Below are 25030 nucleotides of genomic sequence, written 5' to 3' on the forward strand. Positions count from 1 at the left end.
TCTTTTTTCCCCTTTTTATCAGTTTTCGTCAAATTAAAGCATTGACGTGCGAAATCGAAAATGATAATATATTTGTTGTAGTGTAAAAATATACAAAACAGGAGGTATATGCATGTTAAAAGGATTTAAGAATTCACCAGAATTGGATTTTTCGATTCCAGAAAACAAAGAAGCAATGCTCAAAGCATTTGAACAGGTAGATAAAGAAAAAGGCCAGGATTATCCTTTGATTATCGGCGGCGAACGCATTATGACAGACAAAAAGATTGTTTCTATCGCGCCATCAACGAAAGAAGTCCTCGGACAGGTCAGTTCCTGTGATCAGGAGCTTGCAGATAAAGCGATTCAGACAGCACATAAAGCATTTCAAACATGGAGCAGAACTCCTGCCGAGGAACGGATCTGCTGTGTTCGCAGACTGGTGGACCTCATGAAGAAAAACCGTTTTCTCATCGATGCCTGGAGCATTGAGGAAAGCGGCAAAAACTGGGGCGAAGCAGACGGAGAGCTCTGTGAAGCTCTGGACTTTTTCAACTCCTATATCATGCATATGCGTGAGCTTGATAAAGGCCTGGAACTGGTAGACACAGAAGAAGAATGTAAATGCATCTACATTCCGATCGGAGTCGGTGTAGCTGTTCCACCGTGGAACTTCCCGCTTTCTCTTCTTGCAGGCATGGTTGTTTCTGCCGTCATCACAGGCAACACTATTGTTTGCAAGCCGTCTTCCGACACACCGATCGTAGCTTATAAATTCGTAGAACTCTGCGAAAAAGCAGGTTTCCCGGACGGCGTTATCAATTTCATTCCTGGATCCGGTTCCGTCATCGGGGATTATATTGTACAGCATCCGCTGACACGCTTCGTAAACTTTACCGGTTCGAAAGAAGTGGGACTGCGCATCAGCCAGAAGGCAGCAGAAGTTTCCGAAGGCCAGATCTGGATCAAACGTGTCGTAGCAGAAATGGGTGGAAAGAATGCGATTATCGTAGATTCTTCCGCAGACCTGAAACGTGCCGCTGCCGGAATCGCAAATTCAGCGTTCTCTTTCCAGGGACAGAAATGCTCCGCATGCTCCAGAGCAGTCGTATTAAGCGATGTATATGATGCATTTGTAGAAGAAATCGTTGCCTGCGCAAAAGAACTCAAAGAAAATCAGGGAAGCGGACGTGATAATCTTCCGATGGGCCCGGTCATCAACCAGAGCGCATTTGACCGGATCTCCGGCTACATCGAAACAGCACGCAAGGAAGGCACGATTGTCTTTGGCGGAAATTATGACGATTCCAAAGGCTTTTACATCGAACCAACCGTTGTCCGTGACATTACAAAAGACGCTGTCATCGCAAAAGAAGAAATCTTCGGACCGGTACTTGCTGTGATCCGTGTGGATTCCTTTGACGAAGCACTGGAAGTTGCAAACGGAACCGAGTATGGTCTGACCGGATCGGTATATACAGAGGACAGAGAACATATCCAGAAAGCAAAAGTAGAATTCCATGTTGGAAATCTCTACTTCAACAGAAAGTCCACCGGAGCTGTTGTTCTGCAGCATCCATTCGGCGGCTTCAATATGTCCGGTACGGACGCAAAAACAGGAACAAGAGATTACCTCACCAACTTCCTGAATCTGAAATCCGTATGCGAGGATCTGACATATTAAATTCATATCAAGACAGACATATGGCAGGAAAATCAGATTTTCCTGCCATATCTGCGTTTTGTCATTCTATGTATTTTTATAAAAATGTTTTGTAGTCTTCATAGTTCCGTTTCAAAAGCTCCGGTGTATTCAGACCGTACGGACACTTCTTCATACAGCTGCCGCAGTGGAGACAGTTCTCGATCTTTTTCATCTTTTCCTGCCACTCCTCAGACAGCCACGCTTCCTGTGGCGCACGTCTTAACATCAGACTCATTCTTGCGCAGTTATTGATCTCGATTCCTGCCGGACACGGCATACAGTAACCGCATCCGCGGCAGAACTCTCCCGCCAGCTGATCTTTATCTTTCTGTATTTCCGCCAGAAGCGCTTCATTTAATTCCGGAGCCTGTTCCTGATAGGAAAGGAATTCATCCAGTTCCCATTCTCTTTGGATCCCCCAGATCGGCTCTACATGGGCAAACTGCGGCTGGCACATAAATGCATAAGCAGAAGCAGAATTGTGGATCAGGCCTCCGGCAAGTCCTTTCATCGCGATAAATCCGACTTCTTTCTGACGGCAAAGTTCTACAAGTTCCACCTCTTCCTCAGATGCAAGATAAGAAAATGGAAACTGCAGCGTCTCATAAAGACCGGACAGAACCGCTTCTTTTGCCACAGCGATCCGGTGGTTGGTAATTCCGATATGCCGGATCTTTCCCTGTTCCTTTGCCTCCAGTGCCGCCTCATAAAGGCCGGAACCATCCCCCGGCTTCGGGCAGAATGCCGGATTGTGGAACTGGTACAGATCAATATAGTCGGTCTGGAGCTTTTCCAGACTCATTTCCAGATCCTTCCGGAAGTCCTTCCCATTCTGAGCCGCCGTTTTGGTACTGATAATGATCTGATCCCGCACCTCATGAAGTGCTGCTCCCATCTTTTCCTCACTGTCGGAGTAAGCCCTTGCTGTGTCAAAATAGTTGATGCCATTCTGGAATGCCTTCTGCAGTAAAACAACTGCGTCCTCTTTGGAAATCCGCTGAATCGGCAGCGCGCCAAATCCATTTTTGTTGACTTTCAGGCCTGTCTTCCCTAATACTACATGTTCCATGTTTCTTCCTCCTTTTACCATGCTGTAAACTCATCTTCATGCTCTTTAAAAAACTGATAATACGCCCTCACATTTTCCAGCTGCGTCCATTTTTTCACATCCACGGGATCCTCATCCAGGTCATAGATTCTGGCTCCCTTCATGGACAGTAAAAATGGTGAGTGCGTAGAAATCACAAACTGACATCCGAAAAACCGTACCGCGTCCTCAAGAAACCGCACCAGTTCCTGCTGTTTGGCCGGTGACAGACTGTTCTCCGGCTCATCCAGCAGAAACAGTGCATTTTCCGTAATCTTCTCTGAAAAATACAAAAAAGCACTCTCTCCGTTGGAATACTCCCGGATATTGTCCATCAGCTCCGACCTTACAAACCGGGACTGGGTTTTGCTTCTTGCTTTATTCACCCGTTTCAGCTGCTCATAATCATCCAGTGAATTCATCCGGAAATGAGAATATTTCACATCCAGATAATCTTCAAACAACTCTTCCTTCTTCCGGTCGATTCCCTCGTTCATACTCCGGATATTGAGCATATAGTCAAATACATCGTCACTTGTAATGATCCGGCTTACCTTCGGAACCGGTATCTGTGTATCATAATCACAGAAATCCAGATAATCTCCGAAAAAACTGGATTTATTAAAGGCCGAATCCCTCTCCAGATTCAGTTTTTCCGCAATGACATTGATAGCTGTCGTTTTTCCGCTCCCGTTTCCTCCATAGAGAATGGTAACCGGTGCAAAATCAATTCTCCGGAAATGATGCCTGGACAAAATCTGAAACGGATAGTAGGAATCATAACAGGTACGTTTCTGCTTCAGAAAAAAGTCAAATTCCTTTTCACTGTCCGGAAATGTAAACCACTCCAGATAGATCATTATCCTTCCCGCCTTTCCATATCTTTTTCACTCATTTGGCCCATCAAATTCCTTCTGTCTTTCTCAATTTTCTATAAAATCTGCCTGCGACAATCAGGGAGATAGTATCCACAATCGGCTGAACCCACATACATCCATTCAGCCCCAGAAGCGCATTCATCAAAAACAGAAGCGGAATATCCAGAACTCCTTTTCTCAAAATGGAGCAGACCATAGACTCCTTGAATTTTCCCATCGCCTGAAACTGGATAATCATTGGATAGCAGACCGACATCATCGGCATGGCAGTCACCATTCTGCGTAAAAATCCTGCGCTGTACTGGATTGTGACCGGATCCTTGATAAACAGACCCGAAAGCTGCGGTGCAAAAATCTCGTAAACAACCAGACACAGAAGCGAAAAGGCAAGAGAAATTGTACTTCCCAGCCGAAATACACCCCTTCTTCGCTCCTGATTGCCTGCCGAATAATTGTATGCCAGAAGCGGAAGAATCCCGTTTGACACTCCGATCGAGAAATATAAAGGAAGCTGATCCAGTTTCTTGACTATTCCAAGTCCTGCCACCGCTTCCGTGGTGTACTGTGCCACAAACCGGGACTGTGCCGCAATGGCAACCACCGTCAGGGCATACTGCACAGCCGACGGGAATCCTGTTGCCAGTATCGGCCCAAGGAACTGTCGCCAGTATCGAAGTTCCGTCGGTGAAATGCTGATCACAGATTTTCCTTTGTTCCTTGCAATATAGACGAGAAAATAAATCGTTGCCGCCACATTAGAGACAGCCGTGGCAAGCCCCGCTCCTGCTGCTCCCATGGAAAGGAATCCCGGAAGTACAAAAAAAGGATCCAGAATGATATTCAGAATTCCTCCCATGGATACGCCAATGGCAGCCTGCGCTGCACTTCCCTCTGCACGTACCAGATTCGCCAGCAGCGTATTTAAAATTGTCCACGGTCCTCCAATCACAACAACCCATCTTGCATAGGCAAATGCGGTCTCATATGTTGCCCGGGTTGCTCCGCAGAGAAACAGGACCGGACGGGCCAGAATCAAAAATACAATTGCGAACAAGATACCGCATCCTAGTCCTCCCCAAAAGGAAATTGACGCAATCCTTTTGGCATCCTCCGTCTTTTTCCCGCCGAGCGCTCTTGAAAGGGCACTTGCACCTCCCACTCCAAACAGATTTGAAATGGCAGTCAGCATCACGAAAGATGAATACACAATCGTGATTGCTGCCGTCTCATTGGGATCATTCAGCATCCCTACAAAATATGTGTCTGCAAGATTGTAGATTAACGCGATCATCTGGCTTGCGATTGCCGGTACAATCTGCTTTCTCACTGCCTGTGCAACCGGCATTGACTCCAATACCGCTGTGTTCTGGTTCATGCTGTCTTCTTACCTCCTCTGAATTTCTCTACTCTGACCAGTTTTCACAGTCCTTATCCTTTCAGTACAATCTGCTCAAGTTCTCTTCTTTTCTGTTCCTCTTCCGTATGAAGCTGTTCCTGCATCTTCCTTAGCTGTTCCAAAATACCCTGTATCTGGCTGTATGTCTGCTCAGCCCGTTCCTTTGACACTTTGATCTTGTCATAGACCATCCAGTCTGTAAAAATCCCGTCAAAAAAGTAGTCTGCAAAATGAAGGAACTCTCCAACCTCTACCTGAAGCGGCCCTTCAATCCGGCTTGAAACATCTGAAAGTTCTGTCCGGAACGTACGCAATGCCATTTGGAGCGCACTTGTTCTGTCCTTTACCGATTTCAGTTTATCATATTTGATAACATCCGACATAATACCACCGCCGATGAGATCCACCATTCCCCAGTTTTTAGCACTTTGCAGACCTTCCAGCGTCTCTTCTGCAATGGAACGTGCTCTTTCCCCGGCGCTGATCGCTTCCTTCACTTCTTTTCTGCGATTTTCTATAGCGGCAATCTGTCTTTCCATTTCCAGAATTTTCCCGGCTTCTATATTGCCCGATTCTTTGATCTCTTCCTTTTTCGCCTCAAGCATCCTCTCATATTGAATCTTGCAGTCCGGAAGCCCCGATGCCTGTTTTTCATAATATGCAATATCTTCTTCGACAGCCTGCAGCTCCTTTGCGGCAGCATCGTATTTTACAGCAGCCGCAAAGGCCTCCTCTTCTTCCTTCGAAAGCTTTTCTCCCATCTTTCCGGATGCCCGGTATAAAAACGCAGTAAGACTTTTTCGGTTCAGCCGGTCCACATCCTCCTGCTCATCTTCCATGATCTTCTTTAGATCTGCCGCCTTCTTCTCCAGCTCATTCTGCTGGATATAAAGATCCGCCAGCTTTGCATCTGCTCTTTCTTTTTCCATCATCTCCTGCTGGAGACGCTGAAGTTCCTCGTCATAATAGTTCATACTTTTCCCTCCTTTGCTTCTCTTTCCTCTGTTTTCTGCCGGATTTAAAGTTCAAGATTTTTTAATTTTTTCACTGTATCATACATGATCGCAAGGCACTTTTCGAATTCCTCTTTTGATACGGTATAAAAATCATCTCCCGGATAACGTGCATCAAAATAAAAATCTGTCAGATACGCCAGTCCGATTGTATCTAAATTGAGTTCTGGATTCCATTCATTTAATTTAGAAGCCATTTTTTTCATATTATGTTTTCTAAGCAAATCCGAAATATCCTCTTCTAAAAGCAATTTGTCCAGATATCCCTTTAAAAATTTTTCTGCAACCTGCTGACACTGTACTGCCAGCTGATTATAAAATGTACTCCCTGTTTGCAGTACAGATTCCAGATATTGCAAATCATTTTCCGCAATATCTATATAGGTATTTTTTATCATTCTATCACCTCCAAAATCAATTTTTTATCTTTCTCTACTTCTCTTTGAAAAACCTGACTGGACAGACATCCTTCTTCATAAGCAAACACCACATCTGTCCTTACACCATCCAAGTCCTCATCTAATGTCCATCGAATATCTGCCGTTAATGACCTGTCCATGAGCTGAGTTTTTGTTAAAATCAGAAGGTCGATATCACTACTGCTTCGAACTTCCCCTCTGGCGCAGCTTCCAAAAAGATATATTTTTTTCAATCCCGGAATTTTCGCTTTTATCAGATAGTTCAGGTCGCTTTCCAGTTTCTTTTGAAACCTTACTGGAAGTTTTTCATATTCTTTTTTGTATACTTTTACCTGTTTCAAAAAACAACCTCCGATCCATCATACTATCAACTGACGTTTCTAATATTATATCATCCAGGCTTCGGACTGTCATTTCTTTTTGCCAAATCAAAAACACAAAAGGAACGCCCCCCCCGGTGAAGCGTTCCTTAATTACTATAAAATAATTTCCTTCTCAAGCTCCTGTTTTTCGTTCAAATTCTATTGCCGCACATTTTGTAATCTCATGCAGCAAAACCTGCTTCCCATGGGTCAGGGTATATTCTGCCCTGTCGGAAACATTTTCCCGCACTTTCCGGGTCATTTTCCCTTTATCCGGGGCTTTCAGTGTATTGCCTGCCCCTTCCGGAAATCGTACCCGCAGCCTGTATTTTCCCTGCCGGACCATCAACTCCTTTTCTCCCATTTTTCTGACTGATGCTCCCAGATAGGTTGCAAAACGGTATACGCGCTTTCCATAACACAGAAAACCGATCGTCCCCGTAAAAGAACTGCCTGCAAATGGAACCGTGGCTGCTGCAAGCATCAGCGATCCTTCCGGCAGAAAATGCTGTGTCCATATATATCGTTCAGGAAATGACGTTCCGGTGTCGCCTTCCATATAGCCTGTTCCGTTTTGAAACCGCATGGTCTCCTGCCCCAGTTTCATACTTCCATTCACGGTATGCTTCATACTGTAAACCGCATGTCTGCATTCCATACGAGGGATGAGGGCAAAAGGCCCCATGATATCATGCTTTAATTCTGTAAACTTACCAAAGCGTAGAACTCCTGTAATCCTTACTGATTTCTTCTCGTCTGTATCGTTCTTCATCCCCGCTTCGTCCGAAATTTGATCCATTTCCAGCTTCATTCGAATTCCTTTTCTGGAAAACAGGTTTTCTCCAATCTTCATGCTCCCTTTTTCCCTGTTGATTCGAAACTCCTGAATCGGAAATGTTCTGTAATAGCTTCCGTTTTTTGTAATAACCTGAATCGAACAGGATTCCTCTGTTTCTGACAAATGCACAGCCGGAATGACAGCCATGCTCCCGTCTTCTCCCTGACACCGAAAATACCATCCGTAAAAATAATTATTCATATTGAATTCCCTCCTGCGCCGGCCCGTCTAACAGATTTCCTCTAACATCAAACCTGGAACCGTGGCACGGGCAGTCCCAGGACTGTTCATCCGGATTCCACGTCAATTCACATCCCAGGTGCGGACAGACAATATCTACCTTGAACAGTTCTCCTTCTTCTGATTTGTACACTCCCATCTTCCCTTGAGATGTCTCTACTACAGCCCCGTGTCCTCGCTCCAGCATATTTGCAGTCTCTTCCGGCACGTGAAAAAAGCGTTTTGCCAATCCTTTCACTGCATGTCCGCTGTCTCTTGCTATCTGCGGGATCTCTTCTGTCGAAAATCTCGATGGCGCAAAGGTTTCAGCATACGGATTTTCGATGTTACAGATCTTGTCCCGAAGAAGCATTGCCGATACCATCGACGAGCTCATGCCCCATTTCTGAAATCCGGATGCCACAAGCCATCCGGGTCTGTCAGACGCATACGCTCCGATAAATGGAATACTGTCCGCCGTGATACAATCTTGCGCAGACCAGCAGGCCGCCACGTGGCTGTCCGGGTAATATGCTTTCGCGGCTTCTTTCAGCTTTTGATAGCACCCTCCACTTTTATTTTCCCCGGTCCGATGCCCCTGCCCGCCAAGCAGAAGATAGCGGTCATACTGCCGGAATGAAAGTTTTTCTTCTCCTTCACCAATGTACATTCCCTCTATTTTTCCTGCATTCTCCAGCGCAAGTACATAGGAGCGCTCCTGATGCATTCTTGTAAAATACATACCCGGGAAATTAATGAATGGAAAATGTACCGCAAAGACGATATAATCTGCTTTCACGCTTCCGAGGGAGGTTTTCACCAGATGTTCTTCCACTCCTTTTACCTGAGAGTCTTCGTACACTTTCAATGTTTCCGACAGTGCATAGAGAAATTTTAATGGATGAAATTCCGCCTGATCTGGAAAACAGACTGCCCCTGCGCAAGGGATGGGAATTTCAATCTGCTCTTTTAGCTCTGCACGGATTCCCAGTTTCTGCGCCGCTTCTGTTTCCTGTCTTAATTTTTCTCTGTCCGAGGAATAAACAAACGAATCTGCTTCTGTCAGGTCGCAGTCAATTCTTTCTTCCTGTATGATCCTCTCGTACTCTTTCACCGCCTCCTGATTGGCCTGCACATAGTTTCTGGCCGCCTCTTCTCCTTTTTTCTCAAGAAATGTATGACAGAACAATCCATGCTGAGCCGTTATTTTAGCAGTGGTATTTTTCGTCTGTCCCTGACCGATCTGATCTGCCTCCAGAACAACGGTACGGACTCCGGCCTGTTCCAGCTGCCATGCAGTCAGAATCCCCGCCATTCCTCCGCCGATTACAGCCACATCCGCCTCTATCTGCCTGTCCAAAGCAGGCCTTTTTTCTCGATGATTACAGATCTGAGTCCATATCGATTCCATCATTCGCCTCCTGAATCCTTTTACTCATAAGATTTCCAGGAGGAAAAGATTTCATACTTGTTCTTTATTTTTCCTTCCAGAAATTCCGGCTTAAGAACAAAAAAGAACATGGTACAGATATCATCCTGCATCCATGTTCTCTTTCCATCCTATTTCCCACTATTCATTCCAAAAGCATCACACAGTATTGCGCTTTTTATATATGATAATTTCAGGATCTGTACCATTGCAGCCGTATTCGCATACAAGCAGATAAGATTCATCCGCGACAATTCCATAGCAGCGGTCCGAACCAGGCCTTTCGATCTGATTTCCCAAATAGATTTTCTTATCTTCAAGCAATTTTACAGACTGACCATTTGCGAGCGGGTATTCCAAATTCACAAAAAAGCCATTCAATAAATGAAGCTCTTTTACTTCAAGCCCCTCTATTCCTAATGCATGGAATTCCGAGATCAGTGTATCTTTTAACTTCAAAAACTCTTCCTGTCCACCACGTTTAATACATTCAGCAGCAATGCATGTTCCGCCAAAAGGATGTCCGTCTACTTTTTGGCATCCGCCACATTCTTCTCTTCTGCTGCATTCCTTGCAACAGTCCAAACCACAAATTGAACACATAAAATGCCTCCATCTATACTCATTTCATCTGACTTACTTTTTCCGCCATTCACATGTGCCATATAATTGATCAGTATCCCCATGTGAGTAATTCCCAGTCTTCCTTTCCACTTCTTGCCAGATACCATTGCCATCCTGTATAATCCTGATCCGGATTCCATGCACCACTATCTTTCTTTGGGGAATGAAAAACAGATTCAAAAACAATACACTCACTAAAATCCGCACCATCTTTTAATTCATTACAATAAGAAAGTTCTTCTTCTGCCCGTTTATCATCCGTATATGACACCGAAAGAAGCTTTGCTCCTTTCCAGGTTTTGAATTCTTCTTTTATTTTTTGAATTGCAGAATCCATATCTTCCCGCGAATATATCGAAGATTGTCCATAATCAATCTGTACTTTACTTACATCCCCTCCGTTACTGCATCCCTGCAAAAGCAACAGGATCAAAAAAACAATCCCAAATCTTTTTCTCTTAAATAGCATGGTCTTTCTCCTTTCAGTTTGCCTGCTTAGCGGTCACTTTTTCCTGTTCTTCTACATACCTGATAAATTCCGGTGTTTTTGACCAGTACCTGATTCCCCAGTTTTCAAAGTTCCACTCTTCCATATAGGCATTACATTCGTAATCTACATAGTACAGAATCCCATCCTGCAGGATAAAATTAGTCGGGAAATAATCAATATTGGTTTCTTTTTTATAGAGAAGCCCGCACATCTTTTTCACCTGTTCCAGACAAGTGTCTGGCAGACAGTCTTTTCGCACCATTTCAAATACTGTATCTCCGGCAATATATTCTTTTACAATTCTCTCTTTCTCTCTGTCAACATCCAGCATTTCAGGAATCGTTATTCCAATTTCCTTCAACCGCTTATAGTCCCTAAGTTCCGCCTCCAGTTTATCGTCAAACTGATAATAGGAACACGGTTCATGATGAATCTGTTTTACCACTACTTCCCGTTCCCCGTCTGATGCCAGATAGGAATATCCGCCTTTCCCTTTTCCCAGAAGTTTGATCACTTCATATGTTTTTTCATTTACATCCAGTATTTTGTCCATACACTTTTGCTCTCCTTTTTAGGGGCCCATCCTGTCTAAATTTCCTTGATCAGAAACAGCTCCATCGGCTGTGCATAAGCAGGAATATCAATCACAAACCCTCCACAGTCTTTGTATCCAAGTTTCCGGTAAAAGTGCTGTGCCGTTTCGTCCACCTGTGTAGATGTAAGCAGCATGCCATATCCCTGCCGTTTCATATCCTGCTCCCAGTACTCCATCAGCTGTTTTCCATATCCTTTTCTCTGATATTCTTCTTCGATAAAAAGAAGCGTACAAAACGGCGTATTGTCCCAGAACAGATTATATCTTAAAAGTCCGGTCGGTTTATCGTTCAAGCATAGAATATAGGCCCTCTTTGTCTGCACTTTATATTCAAATTCCGATTCCGGCATATGCTGGTCAACACTAAACCAATATTCTTTATCGGAGTATTCCGCGTATCTGATTTTCACCATCCTTATCCCTCCTGCTTTCTGTTCCCGTTCTTGTCAAACATGTGCTTCAGCGCCCTTTCCGTCGGCCAGATCGGTCCTACCAGAAAAATCATCTGGATCACACAGAGAATCCCTCCGGCTGTTCCAATTGCATCTTCTGATTTTCCAATTACGAACAGCATGACAAGAATGGAAGGTAGCAGTAATATGCTTCCGCAAATATACCAGAGTTTTCCAAAATAGTTGTGGGCGAATGTCCATGTATCTCTGTTTTTCATAGACCTCTTTGTGCGATAGCCAAACGCCGCATTGATCTCTTTCGGCGCCTTTTTCTGAAAATATCTTCCAAACCCAATCATGGTAAGAGGTATCCACAGAGTCATCAGAAACATAAAAATCCAGAATCCCATACTGTCCCCTCCCTAGTTCAACTATATTTTTTTCTTTTTATTCAGTTTCAGCTTAATGTTTCTCTGTTTGGCAATACTTTGCAAAATCTTTGCAGCATAAGCACTTTTCTCTTTTATCGGGCGTTTCTCTGAACCATTCATCTGTTGAATCTGCTTCACCGCTTCACGAAGATCAGACAGACCCATCAGGTTCACTGCAAGGCAAAACATACTCTTTTTCCGCCCATCGTTATAATTTGTCAGCAAATACTCCAATATTTCTATTTTTTCTCTCTGCTCACAATGATACGCATGAATGCCGATTCTCTTAGCCTTATTCAAATCAGATTTCTGATTCCTATGAGTAATAAATGAGTCAAACGCTTCTATTTGTTCATATATTCCGCACGGATATTCTTTGCATTCAAAGCAGTATTCCAGACCGCCATGTTCCAGACTACACCTTGCAATTTTGCAGGACTGGTTTCCATTTCCGCAGCTGCCACAATGTCCTCCCAGGCGCATGGAACACAGTCCGCAATTCAGACCGCAAAGAGATAGTAGCTGATCCTTTCTTTCAAATCCCTTCATGATACACTTCCCCTTCAGCAATTTTCACACAGCCACCAGGCTTGCTTTTTCCATTCATTAGAAGGATGATATAATCCGGTTGGTTCATAAAATTCATCCCCGGTATATTGAAAGCCAAGTTTTCCAAGAACTTTTTGGGAGGCTTTGTTATCCGGATGATGTCCCGCAAACAATCTTTCCGCTCCAAGGCTGGTGCACGCATACTCCATCACTGCCGTCGCCGCTTCCGTTGCAAACCCCTGCCCCCAGAACTTTGGACGTAAACGGAAGCCAATTTCATATGTCTTTTCCTTATAGGGCCTCAAACCGCAGCATCCAATCAGTTCCTTCGATGCGAGCTCAAAGATCGGCCAATACTGAACATGGTAGATACTGTTACGTTCTATCTCACTCTTCAGGCGGTTTTCTATTTCCTCCTGACGAAATATCCCGCTGGCACAGATAAACCCCTTGTCACCTCAGAGTCACCCCATAACAGTTTCGCCAGTTCGATATCTTCCGCTTCCCATTCTGAAAAGCCGATTCTCTTAGTTTTCATGAAAAAATCTCTTTCCATCTTTCCTCTCCAAACTACTTATCAAAACTGACACTCGATCGTTTTCATCATCTCTCGGAAACCGTTTCGTTCATAAAACCGGATTCCGGCTGTATTTTGAGGGAACACCTGCGTTCTGATAAAATCTGCACCGTACTTTTTCCCATACTCCTTACTTGCATTCATGAGAAGTGTTCCAATTCCCCTGCTTCTCTCACTCTCCATGACATCCAGGTCCTGTATGTATACAACTGTCTGCGGCCTTAAACACGCCACTTCTTTCTGTTTCAGAATCATGACATGAGAAAATCCAATCACTGTTCCCTCTTCTTCTGCCACAAGAATATCCTGATTCCCACTCTCGAAAATCTCTTGAAAAAATGCGTCACTCCGATAACCAATGACAAAATGTTCCGGCTGATACTTTACCCCGTCAGCCTCCAGTTCCCGGTACAGCCTCCTTAACGCTTCCACGTCATTTTCATTTGCAATTCTGATCTGCATCACTTTTTCCCTCCGAAGATATACGCCGATATGTTTCTATAATTACTTTTGCATTCTTTTCCAGTGAATCTTCTCCATTGAGTTTCAGCACCGGACACCCTATCTGATTCAGCCATAACTCATGCTGGCTTTTGTTACAGGATGCCGCATTCCCGTCATAATTTGCTGCGTCATTCAGGAACTGTTGATGTTCCTCGTACATATCTCCGCCAGGCAGAATACGATCACCAAACTCTTTTTGTTCTCTTTCATGAATACGGGTTACACGGACTTTTGCATCTGCGGTCAGGTAAACTGCCAGAAGAAACATGGGATCGAAGTACTCATGAAAACTGTTCATGGAACCGGCCATAACAAATTCCTTCGCTTTTTGTACCGCTTCCATAAGATTACGGATTTTTTCCTCTTTTGAATACATGACCGAATATGGCTTTTCCGTATCATTCCGCCAAATATATTCATCAATGTCCAAAAAAGCAATCTCCATTTTGTCGGCAACAAACTTGCCCAACGTCGTTTTCCCCGATCCTGCGGGGCCAAAAATAATCATTCCATGCATAATAATAATCCGCCTTTCAGTTCATCTATTTCTTCCCTTTTCCGTTGAAATCCGGCATACATCCAAACGCTACACCCAGGCATAACCCTAGTGCCAGATTGTCGAATAACAGGCCAAATGAAAGTCCAAGGCAAAGTCCAATGGCGAGTTTATTATTCTCTTTATTATCATCGGATTTTTTATTCTTCACAGATTTTCCCTCCTTCACTTCTGCCACTGTTCCGCATCTTTTCTTCCAGTTCTATTTTTTATTATTCTTCCTGCTGTCCTTCTCTTTGGAAAGATAGATATCTTGTTCCCTGAAAAGAGAGCTTTCCCTGATCCCCTTCCACCAGCATTCCATATTCGCTTCCGCTGACCGAAAACTCCATTCTGTCTCCGCTCTCCACTTGAAAAGTGACGTAATAGGTCGTGTTGGAAGCAACATGAGCGGTATGGTTTACATTTGCATGATGATGATAAGACACATCAGAACGTTTTGCGACCACAACAGCCGACACTGTCAGCCTGGGAGAGTTGTTATTTTTATTCCAGGTGCTGAGTCCTTTTACTGCCATGACAACAAATGATCCAATCACCAGAATAAAAACAATAGCAAACATGCCTTCAAATAATCCATATGCTGTATCAAATTCTGTATACATCTTCTTCCCTCTTTCTGTATAAATAAACTTTTCCCTGTTACCGTTTTCCCACCCACTCAAGGAGGAATTCATCTACATACTCATGCATAAACCTGTCCCTGTGCTCTGCAATTTCTTTTGCAGTCGAGGTATTCAAAAGCTCTTTTAAGCGAAAAAGCTTCTCATAAAAATGGTTTATGGTTGTTGAGATATTCTTTCTGTATTCGTCTCTTGTCATATTCAGAGACGGTTCTATCTCAGGGTCATAAATGGCTCTATTATGATTTCCGCCATAGGAAAAGGCACGTGCAATACCGATTGCCCCGATAGCATCAATTCTGTCTGCATCCTGCACACACTTTCCTTCCAAACTCTGTGGTGTCATGGAATTTCCCTCATAAGAAACATCTTCAATGATGGTACAGACATCAGAAATAATTCTGTCATCTATGCCGCATTGTTTCATAAAAGAAACTGCGTTTTCCTTTCCTTCATAAGTATCGGGAGATATTTTTCTGTCATCTACATCATGCAAAAGTGCCGCAAGGCGGACAATAAAAAGATTCGCCTGCTCTTTCCTGGCAATTTCTTCTGCCAGTTTATAGACCCTGAACGAATGCCAGTAATCATGTCCACTGTAGTCATCAGCAAAATACTCTTTGATATACTGAATTGCTTTCTGAATCACAGCCTCTTCCATAAGCGGGCCTCCTTTTTCAATCAGCCTGTGTAGGCATCGCTGGCATCATTTTTGAAATTCTGTTTTTCAAGCCATTCCTTTTCTTCTTCCGTTTCCGGAATGTCAATTCTTTCAATCTTGAAGATCACCGGTCTTGTACCGTCGTTACAGCAGGCAATCATCATTCTGTCATCATTTGTCCAGTTGCGCATAATGGAGCCTCCCTGTAATGCGGTATACACATATCTGCTGATCGCATCCCATGCTTCACCACAGAATTTTCCGTTCATCAGATGATAGAAATCATCCTGTTCGTTTGTTCTTTTTAAGACAAATGTATCCCCTTTCTTGAAAAACGGGCAAGGTCCTGATTTCGGATCAGCAAGATACTTCTCCTGATACTCAGGAAATACTTTTGTTTCTAATACTGTAATTTTACATTCATGCTGCATCGCTTTTATCTCCTGTTCTTTATAAATTTGGATTTCCTTTTCTGATTTATATTCACTATTATACCATCCATCATGCAGATAAACATCCTCTTTTTACAACAGAAAGCAAGAGAGCAGACCAGACTGCCCGCTCCCTTATAATGTTTCTATTCTTCTTTTTTTATGTTCTGTCCGGCCCACTGCTCTGCAGTGCGGAGCATCTGCTGTCCGGTTTTCTCCTGCCCGATTTGAAGCAGTACATATTCCTCCGGGTTCAAGGCTTTCTCTTTTGACCCCAGATACGCAAAAGTCTGATCCATCACTTTTTGCGAACATGGACGATTTAATTTTTCCCATGTTTTTCCAAGGAACTCCTGAAACCACGAAACCGAATCCTCACCTTCAGGAAGATCTGCATCTGTAACAGGAATTATCCATACATTTTCCAGAGCAGAACAAAGCATTTCAACGCTTCCGCACCGTCCGGTGTCGGATAGACCGGAGCCGGCTGCATCGTACTGTCAAGCCCTGTCACGATCGGGATCTCTTTCCCCACAGTCCTGCAGACTGCGTCAGCAACCGCCGCCCGTTTTTCCGGCTCACCACAGACCGTTGTGATCCCAATCAGATCACACTGCGGCTCTTTCAATAAGTAGGCAAGGCATATCGCATCATCGATATCTCCACCAATATCTGTATCCAGTAAAATTTTTTCCATTTTTTAATCTTCTCCTGTATTTTAATCATTGATACAAGAGTGTATTGAAATTCCCATGAGCCCCCTCCTTAAATATTATTTTTAATGACCGGCAATGTTTCTGCCAAGCATGTAAACCCCAACCAGCATCTCTCCTACGGCCAATCCCAGGAGAATACCTGAGAGAAAGTCTTTTATATCGTTTCCTCCCAACGTATAGGAACAGGCCTGCAGGGCAATTCCCATTACAATCAGCAGAATCCCATATAACAGCTTTTGCTGTTTCTCCAACTCCTGTGTCCGCCTCAGCAGATCCATAATCTGATCCTCATCATAGGAACGAACACTTTTCTCTTCTGCTTCTTCTCCGTCCATCAACTCCGCCACGGTGATTCCCAGTTCCTCGCATAAGCTTTTCACAACAGAATAATCCGGCATACATTTTCCGTTCTCCCATTTTGAAATCGTTTTATTCGATACACCGATCTTCTCAACCAGCTGTTCCTGCGTCAGAGTTTTCTCTTTCCTTTTTCGCGCCAGAAATTTTCCTGTAGTAAGTTGATTCATCCGATCTACCTCCATTTTCTATCAATCTTAATGGAAGAATATCCTTTTTCCGCTCAAAACACGACCTCTTGTTTGGAGAATTTACGTGGAATTGCGGATTCTGATCAGACACCCGATCCTACTCCCAATCCCAGCGTTCTATTAATTATTATACCATCCGGTAAATATTCTGTCATTGATTTCCTTACATCTGAACAGGAGAGGAACCAAAAAGAAAAACCGCCACTATGGTGTTCCCATACAGCGGCGTTTATGGTTTTAGATCAGGAATGCTCCAGTGAAATGCTGAAAAGCCAGTATGCTTAATATAATTCCAATTCCAACAATGGTCCATGAACATTTTCTGCTACTTATAAAAATTCCAAGTTTCATCTGTCATACCTGCTCTGATCCAACTTTCCATTTACTATTGCACAAAATATTTTTCTTCTATTTTATGATAATACCAAACAACGAAACCGATCCCCACAGTACAAGTCAGCACTAAAATTAAAATCGAAGAAATTGGTAAAATAAATTCCACAATTCCACCTACAAACATAGGTATAGAAAATACACACCACATCTTCCCTATTGCTCGATTATACGCTTTCACGTCATTGATGTTCGATTCAGAAATTGGGGAACCGGACCAAAGCCACATCGGTTTTTTTCTGTTCATTGCATAGATACCAATGATAATAAATAGTATTGCTGCTACCCACATTACAATTAAATACATAAGATTATCCATAACCATTACTCCAATCCCCAATATTTAGTTTGACATTTTTAAATTTACAGAACTATTTTTATATATTATAAAACCAGATTATTATTTTGTCACTTTATTCATCCGCTTTCCAGATAGAAGAGCAACATATTATGCATTTGTTCTTATGATCTCTTTTTACAAATGGTACTTGAAAGAACCATAATAACAAAAACGTCGACGCAAATGATTCCGATTGCAACATATGCAAATTCTACAGGCAACTTCTCTTCATACATGCCCATCACAAACAGGAGAACCGTGATCACTGCCATCCCGCCTCCCATTGTTCTGCATAGTCTCTTCTCATGATATTTTGCTTTTTCCTCTTTTGTCGCTGTATTATATCCTGCAATCATCCAGTTTCCATGCCCGGAAAGCAGTGTAACCGATATTGCGAAAAGCGCCACAATCAAAATCCAGATCAGCCAGTCAGGTCCCGAAGAAACATCTGATAATTTCATAAATTCTTCTCCCCAGAAAATTGAAACAAGTTTATTAATACTACAATACCTTCAATGTCCCATCTTCAAAGTAGTAAATATTTTCCCACTTATAACCGAACATGGAATCCGGTCTTGCGATATGCGGCTCAAAAGTGAAGTATTCTTTATCAATCAGTTTCGTCTGATTACCTTTTTCTATGTATATCCGATCTTCACTTTTTTTCTCAATCGAGTGACCTAAATTTCCCAGGAAATCAAGGTTGATAAAGTGCGCTTCTGTAATGTTCCTGTTCATATGGTAATATAGTTCTTCAAATGTTGTGGCATCGTTTACGAAGTCTATGAGCTCCTGATGAAGCATCTGCTCCAGGGCCAGGCCTTCTCTCCATTCCTCATTTTGAACAGCATCCAATGATTCAATGACTTTGCCTTCTTCAATGATGATTGTTCTGGCATAGTCTCCCCAAATATGATTGCGCTGAGGGCTCAGATCAATGGTCACTATGTCAGTCTCTTCTATATATTTGTCAGCAGTCTCATATTCTTTTCCTGAAACAGATTTTGTTGTTTCATCGCCCGAAAAAATGAATGCTCCAATATCCCAATACCAAAAAGAATCTGCACCCAGTTCCAGCATTTTCTCTTCACACATTTCCCTTACTTGCGTCAGTTTCATTCCAGGCATTATGACATTTTTGATATAGTCCATAGTCTGTTTTGCAATGAACTGCATTTCTTGATTAGTCATATTATACCTCCCGTAATATATGATTGACTCTATTCATAAGTAGTGATTATAGAAAAACTTATTTAAACCACATTACATATTGGTCAAAATCAGCATTGCTATAAACACAGTTAAGACGATTGCGCAACTAAAGCTGACTGTATTAATTATTTTTGTCCAGTGTTTTTCTGATAGTCTCGAAATAATAACAGCAATAATGATTCCGATCATTCCTCCCAGAGAATTTGCGATCACATCCGTAATATCCGTTGCTCCGACAGCAAAAAGGAATTGAATGATTTCATATAAGAGGCTTACAGCAACAACAGGGGCCATCTGCTTTATCATGGACTTTTCTTCCCAAAGCACATGCATCAATACGCCAAAAGGTATAAATGCCAACGCATTTTGAATAATTTCGCCGAAGTCCATTTTCCCGTTTATAATGACAGATTCGCCAAATGGAATTAAGTTTATATTTCTTATGTGCGGCAAATTTTCAAAGGAAAACTGTAACTTAAAAATGATGATCCATGTCAAAACAATTAAATAAAATATCAGCAGTCCCATAGTAAATTTTTTGGATTTCATTCTGATTCCACCTTTCTTTTTATATTAAAAATAGCAAAAAGTATTTGGTTTCCCTTTAATGATTTCCAAATAATTTATAAAGATCCGCTCTCCATCATGTTTTTAACTGTGCAATCCCCTGTTCACCTGCAAGGCGGCTCTAACGATCCAGTTCTTCCTTTACTAATTTCAGAACAAAATCACCGAAATCCTCTGCCAACGTTTCAATGTGGATATATTCCACTCCATTATATTCCATCATCACAATACACGGTTCCCCTCCATCTCATCAAGATGATCAGGATCTGCGCCGAAAATCTCATTTCCATAGAAAGACAAGTAACCATATTTCGCATTAAAATCCCAAAACTGATTAGAAAATTTTACACCCAGCAGTTTTTCAGCATTTTGAATTTCTGCTGTCGTTTTTCCAGATGCGGTCGTATAAAATCTGCATTTTTTAGCCAGTTCCATTGCATTTTCATAGTTTTCCCAACTCATCCTTCTCTTCCTCCCCCTCATCTCATCTGACAGTCATTTTTTCTTTATTATATCACCCGCCATTCTTCCTGTCATATCCCTTACGTGAAAAAAGAGAGCAGATCCTGATTTGTCTGCTCTCCCTTTGCATCTATTTTCTCCTATTATTCTCTATCGCATTCGCAATGGCAATCACCGCCGGGAATAATACGGCAGCTATCACCCAGACAATCCATCCTTCTTTCCAGCTTTCTGTCGGAAGACTAAATGACAGATAAATTGCTGTTGCAACCAGCCAGTATACGGTTGTAATTACCGACTGGAAAGAACGATGCTCTTTCTTCGTTCTTGTATAATCTCCTTCCTGAAGCAGTTTTTTATAACTTTCCCAGATAATTCCGACTTTGATGAAAAAAACAACACCGATTCCAGCGATTACAAATGAAATGCAAAGCATCAAAGCCATAAGCAGGTCATTCTCTTCATTAATAACCGCACCGCCAAACAACGGGATCAAAGCCGTTACGCAAAGACATGCACCGATCATATTGCTTCTCACATAATCACTTTTAAAGTGGTCTCTACGTTCTTTTACCATCCCGGTCACGCCGTACTCTGTCTCAAATACTTCCTTTTCCAGATATTCGTACGGTGCCGTTTTGCTGCCGCTGTGTATGAATATTGCCACAGCAATTGCAACCATAACCAACATGACAATCATTCCGATACCGCCTGCTGTATTCTCCGATACATTCAGGCTGGCGTTTTCACTGGCAGCTCCTAACAGAAGGAGGCACACCGGTGAAAGAATACATAAAAATGTAGCCCCGGCAATCGTCTTTGAAGTTTCTGCTTTTACCGAAAGAAACGCATTGGCCTCTTCCATGGACACATTTCTTACTGATGTTTCTTCCATATCAGTAAGAATCGCCCCCGCCTCTTCGATCTCGTCTTTTAATAAGTAATCTGTAGTGACTCCAAAAAGTTTTGACAAACGTATCATTTTCTCCAGATCAGGGACCGACTGGGCACCTTCCCATTTTGAAACGGATTGTCTCGATACATTCATCTGTTCTGCCAGTTCTTCCTGTGACCATCCCGCCTTTTTACGAAGCCGGACCAATTTGTCTGCAAAAATCATATCTTATCCTCCCATGCATTATTTTTTATAGCCTGATTTTAGATTTTTTTGCAGTTGCATGCTACCAATCGGTGCTTTTCAATGTGTCAACTGGCAGTTGCATCTTCTGTAACCCCGCTTATTGCGTTTCTTTCATCTCTTCTTTTTAATTTGACCATGCACAACGACGAATCCTCGTGCCGATTCCCATTCCAATCAGAGAAACCATTGTACCTATTGGTATCATAATAAATTCCGGCAGATTGATTTTTTGAAACGTAATCATATTGGCCGCACTGAATGTCCCATATTCCGCAAGCATATACATCAGTCCAAATCCGAGGGCAATAAGCCATTTTTTCTGTCCCCAATAATCGTTCTTTCCGATGATCAGCGAAAGAATAAATGTAGTTACCGGGAGCAGTATCCACAGATACATAATACTGTACCCCAGCGCATCCGATCCGCTGCCGAACAACCAGAATGAAATCAGCGAAACCGCCCAGATCCCAAGATATACGCCAGCTAAAATTATCATTGACAGTTTCTTTCTGCTTTTTACGATGTTCGTGATCTCTTCCTGATAATTCAGATAGTTTGACATCGGTTTTTCCTCCTTTCTAAAGAAAAACCCCACGTTTACAATACTTTTACTCTATAGAAATTGTATCATAAACGTGGGCGTGTTATCAATGATGGACTAACCTAAGTCTACACCGAAATGACCGTCCGTCCCGCATATCCACAAGGCCGGAAATCACCTGATAATCCCCCTATTTCCACGCTACCGGAATTGTGATAAAATGAAACCATAATAAAAAAGGGGCTGGATAGTGGAATTAACCATTCAAACTGGCGGACTTTAACGACACCGTTGCGTAAGAACTGAAATGGGATTTAACTGAGGTTGCAAAATTCAAGGGCAGCCGTTTAGAACGTGGAGGAGGGACATCAATATGGCAAACATAAAACGCAAATGCGTTCTGATAGTCGTGATGCTTTTAGCGCTTGTTTTAGGTGCATGTAATTGCAATACTGCGAAATCAGCTCCTTATTCAGAGGTAGTGGAAATTGATGGACAATCTCTGACTATCACATTGGATCAAAACAACTTATCTGCCGGAACAATTACTTCGGAAAACGGAACGTATACATTTGAGTATGGAGTTTCCGGAAATAGCATTGTTTTTACAGTTAACTACCCCGATGGATATGTATTTTCCCAAACAGAAATTAACGGAGGATTTGCCACGCCGGCAGAGTATAATTCGATTGAAAGAAAAAACAAAGGCTATATTGACCTGTTCTCCCTCAATTATAGTATCGAGGGGGTAATGGACAATGCACGAGGAACCAGTAATAACGGTTCACCATCCATACTTCTTGCATTAGCACTAATTGGCGTTGGAGCGTGGAACTTTTTTGGAGCAAGAAGCGTATGGTATCTCTTTCGTGGTTGGTGGTATAAAAACGCAGAACCTTCGGATCTGGCACTCATGTTGTACCGCCTAGCAGGAGTATTTTTAATCTTCACAGGAATATTATGTGCAATTGCGTCATTTTAATCAGTAATCGTATAGCAAAACACGTTGACATGCAGTATTTTCCCTGTCAATGACTCTTCCTGTATAAGCCAGCATGTATTACAACTTCTTGCTGTAAAGGAAGCATCTTAACGGAACTTTCCCTTTTGGCATTTCTAATACGATTTTCTTTTCTTCTGCCCTCTCAAATCCTCTATGTTCATAAAACTGATAGGTACAGACATCATCTGTGTATAGATAAAACGTTTTCCCTTTTTCTTTTGCTTCCAAAGCATGGAGAAGTGCTGTACCTATTCCCTTGATTTTACAGTCCTGATCGGCAGCAAGGAAAAGAATTTCCCCATCCGGCGTATAGGACTTCAAATAGTGTGCTAATTGTTCTTTTGTAGTCTTTTCATAAAGACCTGCCCCACCCTTAAAAAGTTTTCTCTGGATCATGCCAACCAGTCCAACATAAATTTTTCCCGGTACACTTTGCTGTTTCCTTTTCTCACCTTTAATTTCTGCCAGCAAAACACCTGCAAATTTGCCATTTACATAGGCCGCAAAAATCTGTGTCGCGCGGTTCAGTTCAAGATACCAAAAATACCGTCCATACGCATTGAGCAAAAATTTATTATTTAAATACCAGTCAAAATGCATCCCTGTAATTGCAAATTGTATCGCTTTTTTATAGTCCTTTTTTCGCAAGTCTCTGATTTCTATTCTCAAAACTTTCCCCCGCTTATGTCTCAATTTTTAAGCCGTTTTCCTTATTATATATTCACTAGGTATCCTGTCATTTTCTTCTATAACATAACTTTTACCAGCCTAACTGAAATCGGTATGAAATCATTTTTCAATTTCTACGTTTTCATTTTCGGTTCCCGGATTTTTTTGAATAACTGTATAAAATAATGTTTTGTGTTCGACTATATTTTCTCCATAGGATTTCTCATAGCTGAACCGGGGAACCTGATGAAATTGTGAAACTGCAATATAATCTGAAACTGTAAATATTCCAAATAACACAACAGCGCATCCGGCAATGCATAATATTCGTGAGCTTCTTTTCAGCAACACGGGTTTTATTCTAAAATAAATTCCTGCAGTTAGTATCATTCCGCCAATTATCGCATAAATGCTTCCCCAACTACTTTCATTTGGAAAGACTGCAAAAGAAGATATCATAATAAATACCCCAAATGTCATGAGAAAAACGCTTATTATTTTTATTTTCTCTGTATTAAGCTCATTTTTACTGTATTCTGCCATTTTTATTGCAGTATCTTTTGTTTCCTGCTTCACTTTCTCACTTTTCCTTTCTCCGTCAATGATTTCAGATATACTAACTTGATAGAACTCTGCTAATTCAACAAGTAAACTGATATCCGGCATATTGCTTCCTGTTTCCCATCTGGATACTGTTCTGCTGGATACATTTAAAGGTTCTGCCAGCACTTCTTGCGTTATGTTCTTTTCTTTACGCAATGTTTTCAAAAACTGACCTGTTTTTTTCTGATCCATTCACCATACCTCCTTGAGTAACAGAGTATGTCAAAAGTCCGATTATTTACACGACACAAAGTGAGAAAATGCCGTATTTTCAACCCGACACGCTTGTCTGGATGTCTCAAATCCGTTTTCTATAGAATATCTTTCCTATTGTATTTTATATAGGCTGCAGCAATCCCGCATGCTCCATAGAGCATTCCAAGCACTACCATTACTCCGTCCAGGCTTATATTTGTTACAATTTCTGTACCTTCTGCGTAACCGTACGGAGAAATATACTTCAGAAATTCAGCGGATTCAGATATATTTGCAATAATATTAAGAAAATAAAGTATAATCGCAAGTCCAAGACCGACTCCCAGACTTCCTTTCCGCAGAAAGGCTGAAATACCGAAACATATGGAAGCAATCTCTATCTGCAATAGAGCATAGGCCAGATGAAGCAGGAGAATCTCTTTCCAGGGAATATCTTCCCCCACCGCATAAATGGAGATTATTGAGATGAGCAGTACAAAGGCATTGAGGACCATAATCTGAAAAAATAACGCCGCAAGTTTTCCGCTCATGATTCGTCTCCGGCTGACCGGGTGGGTCAGAAGGAATTCTGCCGTATGCCCTTTTTCTTCTTTAGACAGCATTGAGATCCCGCACATGGCGGCATACAAAGCTCCTCCAAGTCCAAGGATATTTCCACATTCAATAGCGTAGAAACCGGTCAAGGTACCAAAGCTTACCTGATCCATGCCAAAGGCAGCACTGAAATTCCCCATGGTCGAAAAAACGTCACTGATCTGATCCATTTCCCCCTTCATCTCTGGAAATGGATATACCGGTGCGCTGAAAGCGCCTGTCCGGTGTTTTGGAAATCACCTGTCCGAAAAGAGGAAATCACTGTTC

The 25030-nt window shown here is 42.3% G+C and carries 37 protein-coding genes; 2 read left to right on the forward strand and 35 right to left on the reverse strand.

Annotated features, from left to right (window positions below; translation table 11 throughout):
• Window positions 1–112 precede the first annotated feature (112 nt).
• Window positions 113–1663 (forward strand): L-glutamate gamma-semialdehyde dehydrogenase, encoded by a 1551-nt coding sequence (locus FGQ85_RS03790; protein ID WP_138372702.1) that lies wholly within the window; start codon window positions 113–115, stop codon window positions 1661–1663.
• Window positions 1664–1739: 76 nt separating this feature from the next.
• Here the strand turns inward: FGQ85_RS03790 and FGQ85_RS03795 are convergent, their stop codons facing one another.
• From FGQ85_RS03795 to FGQ85_RS03940, 32 genes are all read right to left on the reverse strand, one after another.
• Window positions 1740–2753 carry an aldo/keto reductase gene (locus tag FGQ85_RS03795; protein WP_138372703.1) on the reverse strand — a complete coding sequence of 338 codons (1014 nt, stop codon included), beginning with the start codon at window positions 2751–2753 and terminating at the stop codon, window positions 1740–1742.
• A gap of 14 nt (window positions 2754–2767) precedes the next feature.
• Entirely contained in the window at window positions 2768–3631 is an 864-nt protein-coding gene (locus FGQ85_RS03800; protein ID WP_138372704.1) for an AAA family ATPase, read from the reverse strand.
• Between the two features lie 43 nt (window positions 3632–3674).
• Entirely contained in the window at window positions 3675–5024 is a 1350-nt protein-coding gene (locus FGQ85_RS03805; RefSeq protein ID WP_138372705.1) for an MATE family efflux transporter, read from the reverse strand.
• A 53-nt stretch (window positions 5025–5077) separates the two neighbouring features.
• Window positions 5078–6019, reverse strand: coding sequence for a hypothetical protein (locus tag FGQ85_RS03810; RefSeq protein WP_138372706.1), 942 nt, complete (start codon window positions 6017–6019; stop codon window positions 5078–5080).
• A gap of 44 nt (window positions 6020–6063) precedes the next feature.
• Window positions 6064–6456, reverse strand: coding sequence for a HEPN domain-containing protein (locus FGQ85_RS03815; protein ID WP_138372707.1), 393 nt, complete (start codon window positions 6454–6456; stop codon window positions 6064–6066).
• The gene (locus FGQ85_RS03820; RefSeq protein ID WP_138372708.1) at window positions 6453–6818 is read right to left on the reverse strand and encodes a nucleotidyltransferase domain-containing protein; all 366 of its coding nucleotides are present in this window, start codon (window positions 6816–6818) and stop codon (window positions 6453–6455) included. Before FGQ85_RS03820 ends, FGQ85_RS03815 begins: the two co-directional genes overlap by 4 nt.
• A gap of 154 nt (window positions 6819–6972) precedes the next feature.
• Window positions 6973–7878, reverse strand: coding sequence for a tocopherol cyclase family protein (locus FGQ85_RS03825; RefSeq protein WP_138372709.1), 906 nt, complete (start codon window positions 7876–7878; stop codon window positions 6973–6975).
• On the reverse strand, window positions 7871–9307 hold the full coding sequence (locus FGQ85_RS03830; protein WP_138372710.1) for an FAD-dependent oxidoreductase: 1437 nt from the start codon (window positions 9305–9307) through the stop codon (window positions 7871–7873). Before FGQ85_RS03830 ends, FGQ85_RS03825 begins: the two co-directional genes overlap by 8 nt.
• 177 nt (window positions 9308–9484) lie before the next feature.
• Window positions 9485–9928 (reverse strand): hypothetical protein, encoded by a 444-nt coding sequence (locus tag FGQ85_RS03835; RefSeq protein WP_087167961.1) that lies wholly within the window; start codon window positions 9926–9928, stop codon window positions 9485–9487.
• A 70-nt stretch (window positions 9929–9998) separates the two neighbouring features.
• Entirely contained in the window at window positions 9999–10418 is a 420-nt protein-coding gene (locus tag FGQ85_RS03840; RefSeq protein WP_087167962.1) for a hypothetical protein, read from the reverse strand.
• Between the two features lie 13 nt (window positions 10419–10431).
• Window positions 10432–10992 (reverse strand): hypothetical protein, encoded by a 561-nt coding sequence (locus tag FGQ85_RS03845; RefSeq protein WP_138372711.1) that lies wholly within the window; start codon window positions 10990–10992, stop codon window positions 10432–10434.
• A gap of 35 nt (window positions 10993–11027) precedes the next feature.
• Window positions 11028–11447, reverse strand: coding sequence for a GNAT family N-acetyltransferase (locus FGQ85_RS03850; protein ID WP_138372712.1), 420 nt, complete (start codon window positions 11445–11447; stop codon window positions 11028–11030).
• 2 nt (window positions 11448–11449) lie between these two features.
• Window positions 11450–11836 (reverse strand): SdpI family protein, encoded by a 387-nt coding sequence (locus FGQ85_RS03855; protein ID WP_138372713.1) that lies wholly within the window; start codon window positions 11834–11836, stop codon window positions 11450–11452.
• Window positions 11837–11857: 21 nt separating this feature from the next.
• A complete protein-coding gene (locus FGQ85_RS03860; protein ID WP_138372714.1) occupies window positions 11858–12406 on the reverse strand; it encodes a DUF3795 domain-containing protein in 549 nt (182 codons plus the stop codon).
• A gap of 14 nt (window positions 12407–12420) precedes the next feature.
• Entirely contained in the window at window positions 12421–12849 is a 429-nt protein-coding gene (locus tag FGQ85_RS03865; protein ID WP_347563044.1) for a GNAT family N-acetyltransferase, read from the reverse strand.
• Window positions 12813–12962: a hypothetical protein gene (locus tag FGQ85_RS19095; RefSeq protein WP_347563041.1), complete on the reverse strand. Its 150-nt coding sequence runs from the start codon at window positions 12960–12962 to the stop codon at window positions 12813–12815. The genes FGQ85_RS03865 and FGQ85_RS19095 overlap by 37 nt, the downstream gene beginning before the upstream one ends.
• A 21-nt stretch (window positions 12963–12983) precedes the next feature.
• Window positions 12984–13445 (reverse strand): GNAT family N-acetyltransferase, encoded by a 462-nt coding sequence (locus tag FGQ85_RS03870; protein ID WP_138372715.1) that lies wholly within the window; start codon window positions 13443–13445, stop codon window positions 12984–12986.
• Complete coding sequence (locus tag FGQ85_RS03875; protein WP_207738693.1) at window positions 13423–14004, reverse strand: AAA family ATPase; 582 nt, start codon at window positions 14002–14004, stop codon at window positions 13423–13425. The genes FGQ85_RS03870 and FGQ85_RS03875 overlap by 23 nt, the downstream gene beginning before the upstream one ends.
• Window positions 14005–14029: 25 nt before the next feature.
• A complete protein-coding gene (locus FGQ85_RS18285; RefSeq protein WP_171027876.1) occupies window positions 14030–14194 on the reverse strand; it encodes a hypothetical protein in 165 nt (54 codons plus the stop codon).
• Between the two features lie 61 nt (window positions 14195–14255).
• Window positions 14256–14648 carry a DUF2500 domain-containing protein gene (locus FGQ85_RS03880; protein ID WP_138372717.1) on the reverse strand — a complete coding sequence of 131 codons (393 nt, stop codon included), beginning with the start codon at window positions 14646–14648 and terminating at the stop codon, window positions 14256–14258.
• Window positions 14649–14685: 37 nt separating this feature from the next.
• The gene (locus FGQ85_RS03885; protein ID WP_138372718.1) at window positions 14686–15327 is read right to left on the reverse strand and encodes an HD domain-containing protein; all 642 of its coding nucleotides are present in this window, start codon (window positions 15325–15327) and stop codon (window positions 14686–14688) included.
• Between the two features lie 20 nt (window positions 15328–15347).
• Window positions 15348–15758, reverse strand: coding sequence for a TIGR04076 family protein (locus tag FGQ85_RS03890; protein ID WP_087252007.1), 411 nt, complete (start codon window positions 15756–15758; stop codon window positions 15348–15350).
• 146 nt (window positions 15759–15904) lie between these two features.
• Window positions 15905–16201 (reverse strand): hypothetical protein, encoded by a 297-nt coding sequence (locus FGQ85_RS03895; protein ID WP_138372719.1) that lies wholly within the window; start codon window positions 16199–16201, stop codon window positions 15905–15907.
• Window positions 16168–16455, reverse strand: a complete 288-nt coding sequence (locus FGQ85_RS03900; protein WP_138372720.1) for a nucleoside hydrolase — start codon at window positions 16453–16455, stop codon at window positions 16168–16170. The genes FGQ85_RS03895 and FGQ85_RS03900 overlap by 34 nt, the downstream gene beginning before the upstream one ends.
• A gap of 81 nt (window positions 16456–16536) precedes the next feature.
• Entirely contained in the window at window positions 16537–17001 is a 465-nt protein-coding gene (locus FGQ85_RS03905) for a helix-turn-helix transcriptional regulator (RefSeq protein ID WP_138372721.1), read from the reverse strand.
• 406 nt (window positions 17002–17407) lie between these two features.
• Window positions 17408–17734, reverse strand: coding sequence for a DUF3784 domain-containing protein (locus tag FGQ85_RS03910; RefSeq protein WP_138372722.1), 327 nt, complete (start codon window positions 17732–17734; stop codon window positions 17408–17410).
• Between the two features lie 143 nt (window positions 17735–17877).
• Window positions 17878–18216 (reverse strand): DUF3784 domain-containing protein, encoded by a 339-nt coding sequence (locus FGQ85_RS03915; RefSeq protein WP_138372723.1) that lies wholly within the window; start codon window positions 18214–18216, stop codon window positions 17878–17880.
• A gap of 40 nt (window positions 18217–18256) precedes the next feature.
• Window positions 18257–18946 (reverse strand): M24 family metallopeptidase, encoded by a 690-nt coding sequence (locus FGQ85_RS03920; protein ID WP_138372724.1) that lies wholly within the window; start codon window positions 18944–18946, stop codon window positions 18257–18259.
• A gap of 72 nt (window positions 18947–19018) precedes the next feature.
• Entirely contained in the window at window positions 19019–19516 is a 498-nt protein-coding gene (locus tag FGQ85_RS03925; RefSeq protein ID WP_138372725.1) for a VanZ family protein, read from the reverse strand.
• Between the two features lie 240 nt (window positions 19517–19756).
• Window positions 19757–19996 carry an SMI1/KNR4 family protein gene (locus FGQ85_RS03930; protein ID WP_171027877.1) on the reverse strand — a complete coding sequence of 80 codons (240 nt, stop codon included), beginning with the start codon at window positions 19994–19996 and terminating at the stop codon, window positions 19757–19759.
• Between the two features lie 130 nt (window positions 19997–20126).
• Complete coding sequence (locus FGQ85_RS03935) at window positions 20127–21116, reverse strand: helix-turn-helix transcriptional regulator (RefSeq protein WP_118635999.1); 990 nt, start codon at window positions 21114–21116, stop codon at window positions 20127–20129.
• Window positions 21117–21261: 145 nt separating this feature from the next.
• Window positions 21262–21699 carry a hypothetical protein gene (locus tag FGQ85_RS03940; RefSeq protein WP_243128480.1) on the reverse strand — a complete coding sequence of 146 codons (438 nt, stop codon included), beginning with the start codon at window positions 21697–21699 and terminating at the stop codon, window positions 21262–21264.
• A gap of 352 nt (window positions 21700–22051) precedes the next feature.
• Between FGQ85_RS03940 and FGQ85_RS03945 the strand changes: the two genes are divergently transcribed.
• Complete coding sequence (locus tag FGQ85_RS03945) at window positions 22052–22660, forward strand: hypothetical protein (protein ID WP_138372727.1); 609 nt, start codon at window positions 22052–22054, stop codon at window positions 22658–22660.
• Window positions 22661–22738: 78 nt separating this feature from the next.
• Here the strand turns inward: FGQ85_RS03945 and FGQ85_RS03950 are convergent, their stop codons facing one another.
• From FGQ85_RS03950 to FGQ85_RS03960, 3 genes are all read right to left on the reverse strand, one after another.
• Complete coding sequence (locus FGQ85_RS03950) at window positions 22739–23350, reverse strand: GNAT family N-acetyltransferase (RefSeq protein ID WP_138372728.1); 612 nt, start codon at window positions 23348–23350, stop codon at window positions 22739–22741.
• 120 nt (window positions 23351–23470) lie between these two features.
• Window positions 23471–24145, reverse strand: a complete 675-nt coding sequence (locus tag FGQ85_RS03955; RefSeq protein WP_138372729.1) for a helix-turn-helix transcriptional regulator — start codon at window positions 24143–24145, stop codon at window positions 23471–23473.
• Window positions 24146–24264: 119 nt separating this feature from the next.
• Window positions 24265–24933, reverse strand: a complete 669-nt coding sequence (locus FGQ85_RS03960; protein WP_243128481.1) for an ABC transporter permease subunit — start codon at window positions 24931–24933, stop codon at window positions 24265–24267.
• Window positions 24934–25030 lie beyond the last annotated feature (97 nt).

This window comes from Pseudoflavonifractor sp. BSD2780061688st1 E11 (assembly GCF_005844125.1).
GTDB lineage: Bacteria > Bacillota > Clostridia > Lachnospirales > Lachnospiraceae > Sellimonas > Sellimonas catena.

Excerpts from the sequence above, each read along its gene's own strand:
- FGQ85_RS03790 (WP_138372702.1), top strand. The coding sequence starts at position 113 with ATGTTAAAAGGATTTAAGAATTCACCAGAATTGGATTTTTCGATTCCA.
- FGQ85_RS03795 (WP_138372703.1), bottom strand. The coding sequence starts at position 2,753 with ATGGAACATGTAGTATTAGGGAAGACAGGCCTGAAAGTCAACAAAAAT.
- FGQ85_RS03800 (WP_138372704.1), bottom strand. The coding sequence starts at position 3,631 with ATGATCTATCTGGAGTGGTTTACATTTCCGGACAGTGAAAAGGAATTT.
- FGQ85_RS03805 (WP_138372705.1), bottom strand. The coding sequence starts at position 5,024 with ATGAACCAGAACACAGCGGTATTGGAGTCAATGCCGGTTGCACAGGCA.
- FGQ85_RS03810 (WP_138372706.1), bottom strand. The coding sequence starts at position 6,019 with ATGAACTATTATGACGAGGAACTTCAGCGTCTCCAGCAGGAGATGATG.
- FGQ85_RS03815 (WP_138372707.1), bottom strand. The coding sequence starts at position 6,456 with ATGATAAAAAATACCTATATAGATATTGCGGAAAATGATTTGCAATAT.
- FGQ85_RS03825 (WP_138372709.1), bottom strand. The coding sequence starts at position 7,878 with ATGAATAATTATTTTTACGGATGGTATTTTCGGTGTCAGGGAGAAGAC.
- FGQ85_RS03830 (WP_138372710.1), bottom strand. The coding sequence starts at position 9,307 with ATGGAATCGATATGGACTCAGATCTGTAATCATCGAGAAAAAAGGCCT.
- FGQ85_RS03835 (WP_087167961.1), bottom strand. The coding sequence starts at position 9,928 with ATGTGTTCAATTTGTGGTTTGGACTGTTGCAAGGAATGCAGCAGAAGA.
- FGQ85_RS03840 (WP_087167962.1), bottom strand. The coding sequence starts at position 10,418 with ATGCTATTTAAGAGAAAAAGATTTGGGATTGTTTTTTTGATCCTGTTG.
- FGQ85_RS03845 (WP_138372711.1), bottom strand. The coding sequence starts at position 10,992 with ATGGACAAAATACTGGATGTAAATGAAAAAACATATGAAGTGATCAAA.
- FGQ85_RS03850 (WP_138372712.1), bottom strand. The coding sequence starts at position 11,447 with ATGGTGAAAATCAGATACGCGGAATACTCCGATAAAGAATATTGGTTT.
- FGQ85_RS03855 (WP_138372713.1), bottom strand. The coding sequence starts at position 11,836 with ATGGGATTCTGGATTTTTATGTTTCTGATGACTCTGTGGATACCTCTT.
- FGQ85_RS03860 (WP_138372714.1), bottom strand. The coding sequence starts at position 12,406 with ATGAAGGGATTTGAAAGAAAGGATCAGCTACTATCTCTTTGCGGTCTG.
- FGQ85_RS19095 (WP_347563041.1), bottom strand. The coding sequence starts at position 12,962 with ATGGAAAGAGATTTTTTCATGAAAACTAAGAGAATCGGCTTTTCAGAA.
- FGQ85_RS03870 (WP_138372715.1), bottom strand. The coding sequence starts at position 13,445 with ATGCAGATCAGAATTGCAAATGAAAATGACGTGGAAGCGTTAAGGAGG.
- FGQ85_RS03875 (WP_207738693.1), bottom strand. The coding sequence starts at position 14,004 with ATGCATGGAATGATTATTTTTGGCCCCGCAGGATCGGGGAAAACGACG.
- FGQ85_RS03880 (WP_138372717.1), bottom strand. The coding sequence starts at position 14,648 with ATGTATACAGAATTTGATACAGCATATGGATTATTTGAAGGCATGTTT.
- FGQ85_RS03885 (WP_138372718.1), bottom strand. The coding sequence starts at position 15,327 with ATGGAAGAGGCTGTGATTCAGAAAGCAATTCAGTATATCAAAGAGTAT.
- FGQ85_RS03890 (WP_087252007.1), bottom strand. The coding sequence starts at position 15,758 with ATGCAGCATGAATGTAAAATTACAGTATTAGAAACAAAAGTATTTCCT.
- FGQ85_RS03895 (WP_138372719.1), bottom strand. The coding sequence starts at position 16,201 with ATGCTTTGTTCTGCTCTGGAAAATGTATGGATAATTCCTGTTACAGAT.
- FGQ85_RS03900 (WP_138372720.1), bottom strand. The coding sequence starts at position 16,455 with ATGGAAAAAATTTTACTGGATACAGATATTGGTGGAGATATCGATGAT.
- FGQ85_RS03905 (WP_138372721.1), bottom strand. The coding sequence starts at position 17,001 with ATGAATCAACTTACTACAGGAAAATTTCTGGCGCGAAAAAGGAAAGAG.
- FGQ85_RS03910 (WP_138372722.1), bottom strand. The coding sequence starts at position 17,734 with ATGGATAATCTTATGTATTTAATTGTAATGTGGGTAGCAGCAATACTA.
- FGQ85_RS03915 (WP_138372723.1), bottom strand. The coding sequence starts at position 18,216 with ATGAAATTATCAGATGTTTCTTCGGGACCTGACTGGCTGATCTGGATT.
- FGQ85_RS03920 (WP_138372724.1), bottom strand. The coding sequence starts at position 18,946 with ATGACTAATCAAGAAATGCAGTTCATTGCAAAACAGACTATGGACTAT.
- FGQ85_RS03925 (WP_138372725.1), bottom strand. The coding sequence starts at position 19,516 with ATGAAATCCAAAAAATTTACTATGGGACTGCTGATATTTTATTTAATT.
- FGQ85_RS03930 (WP_171027877.1), bottom strand. The coding sequence starts at position 19,996 with ATGAGTTGGGAAAACTATGAAAATGCAATGGAACTGGCTAAAAAATGC.
- FGQ85_RS03935 (WP_118635999.1), bottom strand. The coding sequence starts at position 21,116 with ATGATTTTTGCAGACAAATTGGTCCGGCTTCGTAAAAAGGCGGGATGG.
- FGQ85_RS03940 (WP_243128480.1), bottom strand. The coding sequence starts at position 21,699 with ATGTCAAACTATCTGAATTATCAGGAAGAGATCACGAACATCGTAAAA.
- FGQ85_RS03945 (WP_138372727.1), top strand. The coding sequence starts at position 22,052 with ATGGCAAACATAAAACGCAAATGCGTTCTGATAGTCGTGATGCTTTTA.
- FGQ85_RS03955 (WP_138372729.1), bottom strand. The coding sequence starts at position 24,145 with ATGGATCAGAAAAAAACAGGTCAGTTTTTGAAAACATTGCGTAAAGAA.
- FGQ85_RS03960 (WP_243128481.1), bottom strand. The coding sequence starts at position 24,933 with ATGGATCAGATCAGTGACGTTTTTTCGACCATGGGGAATTTCAGTGCT.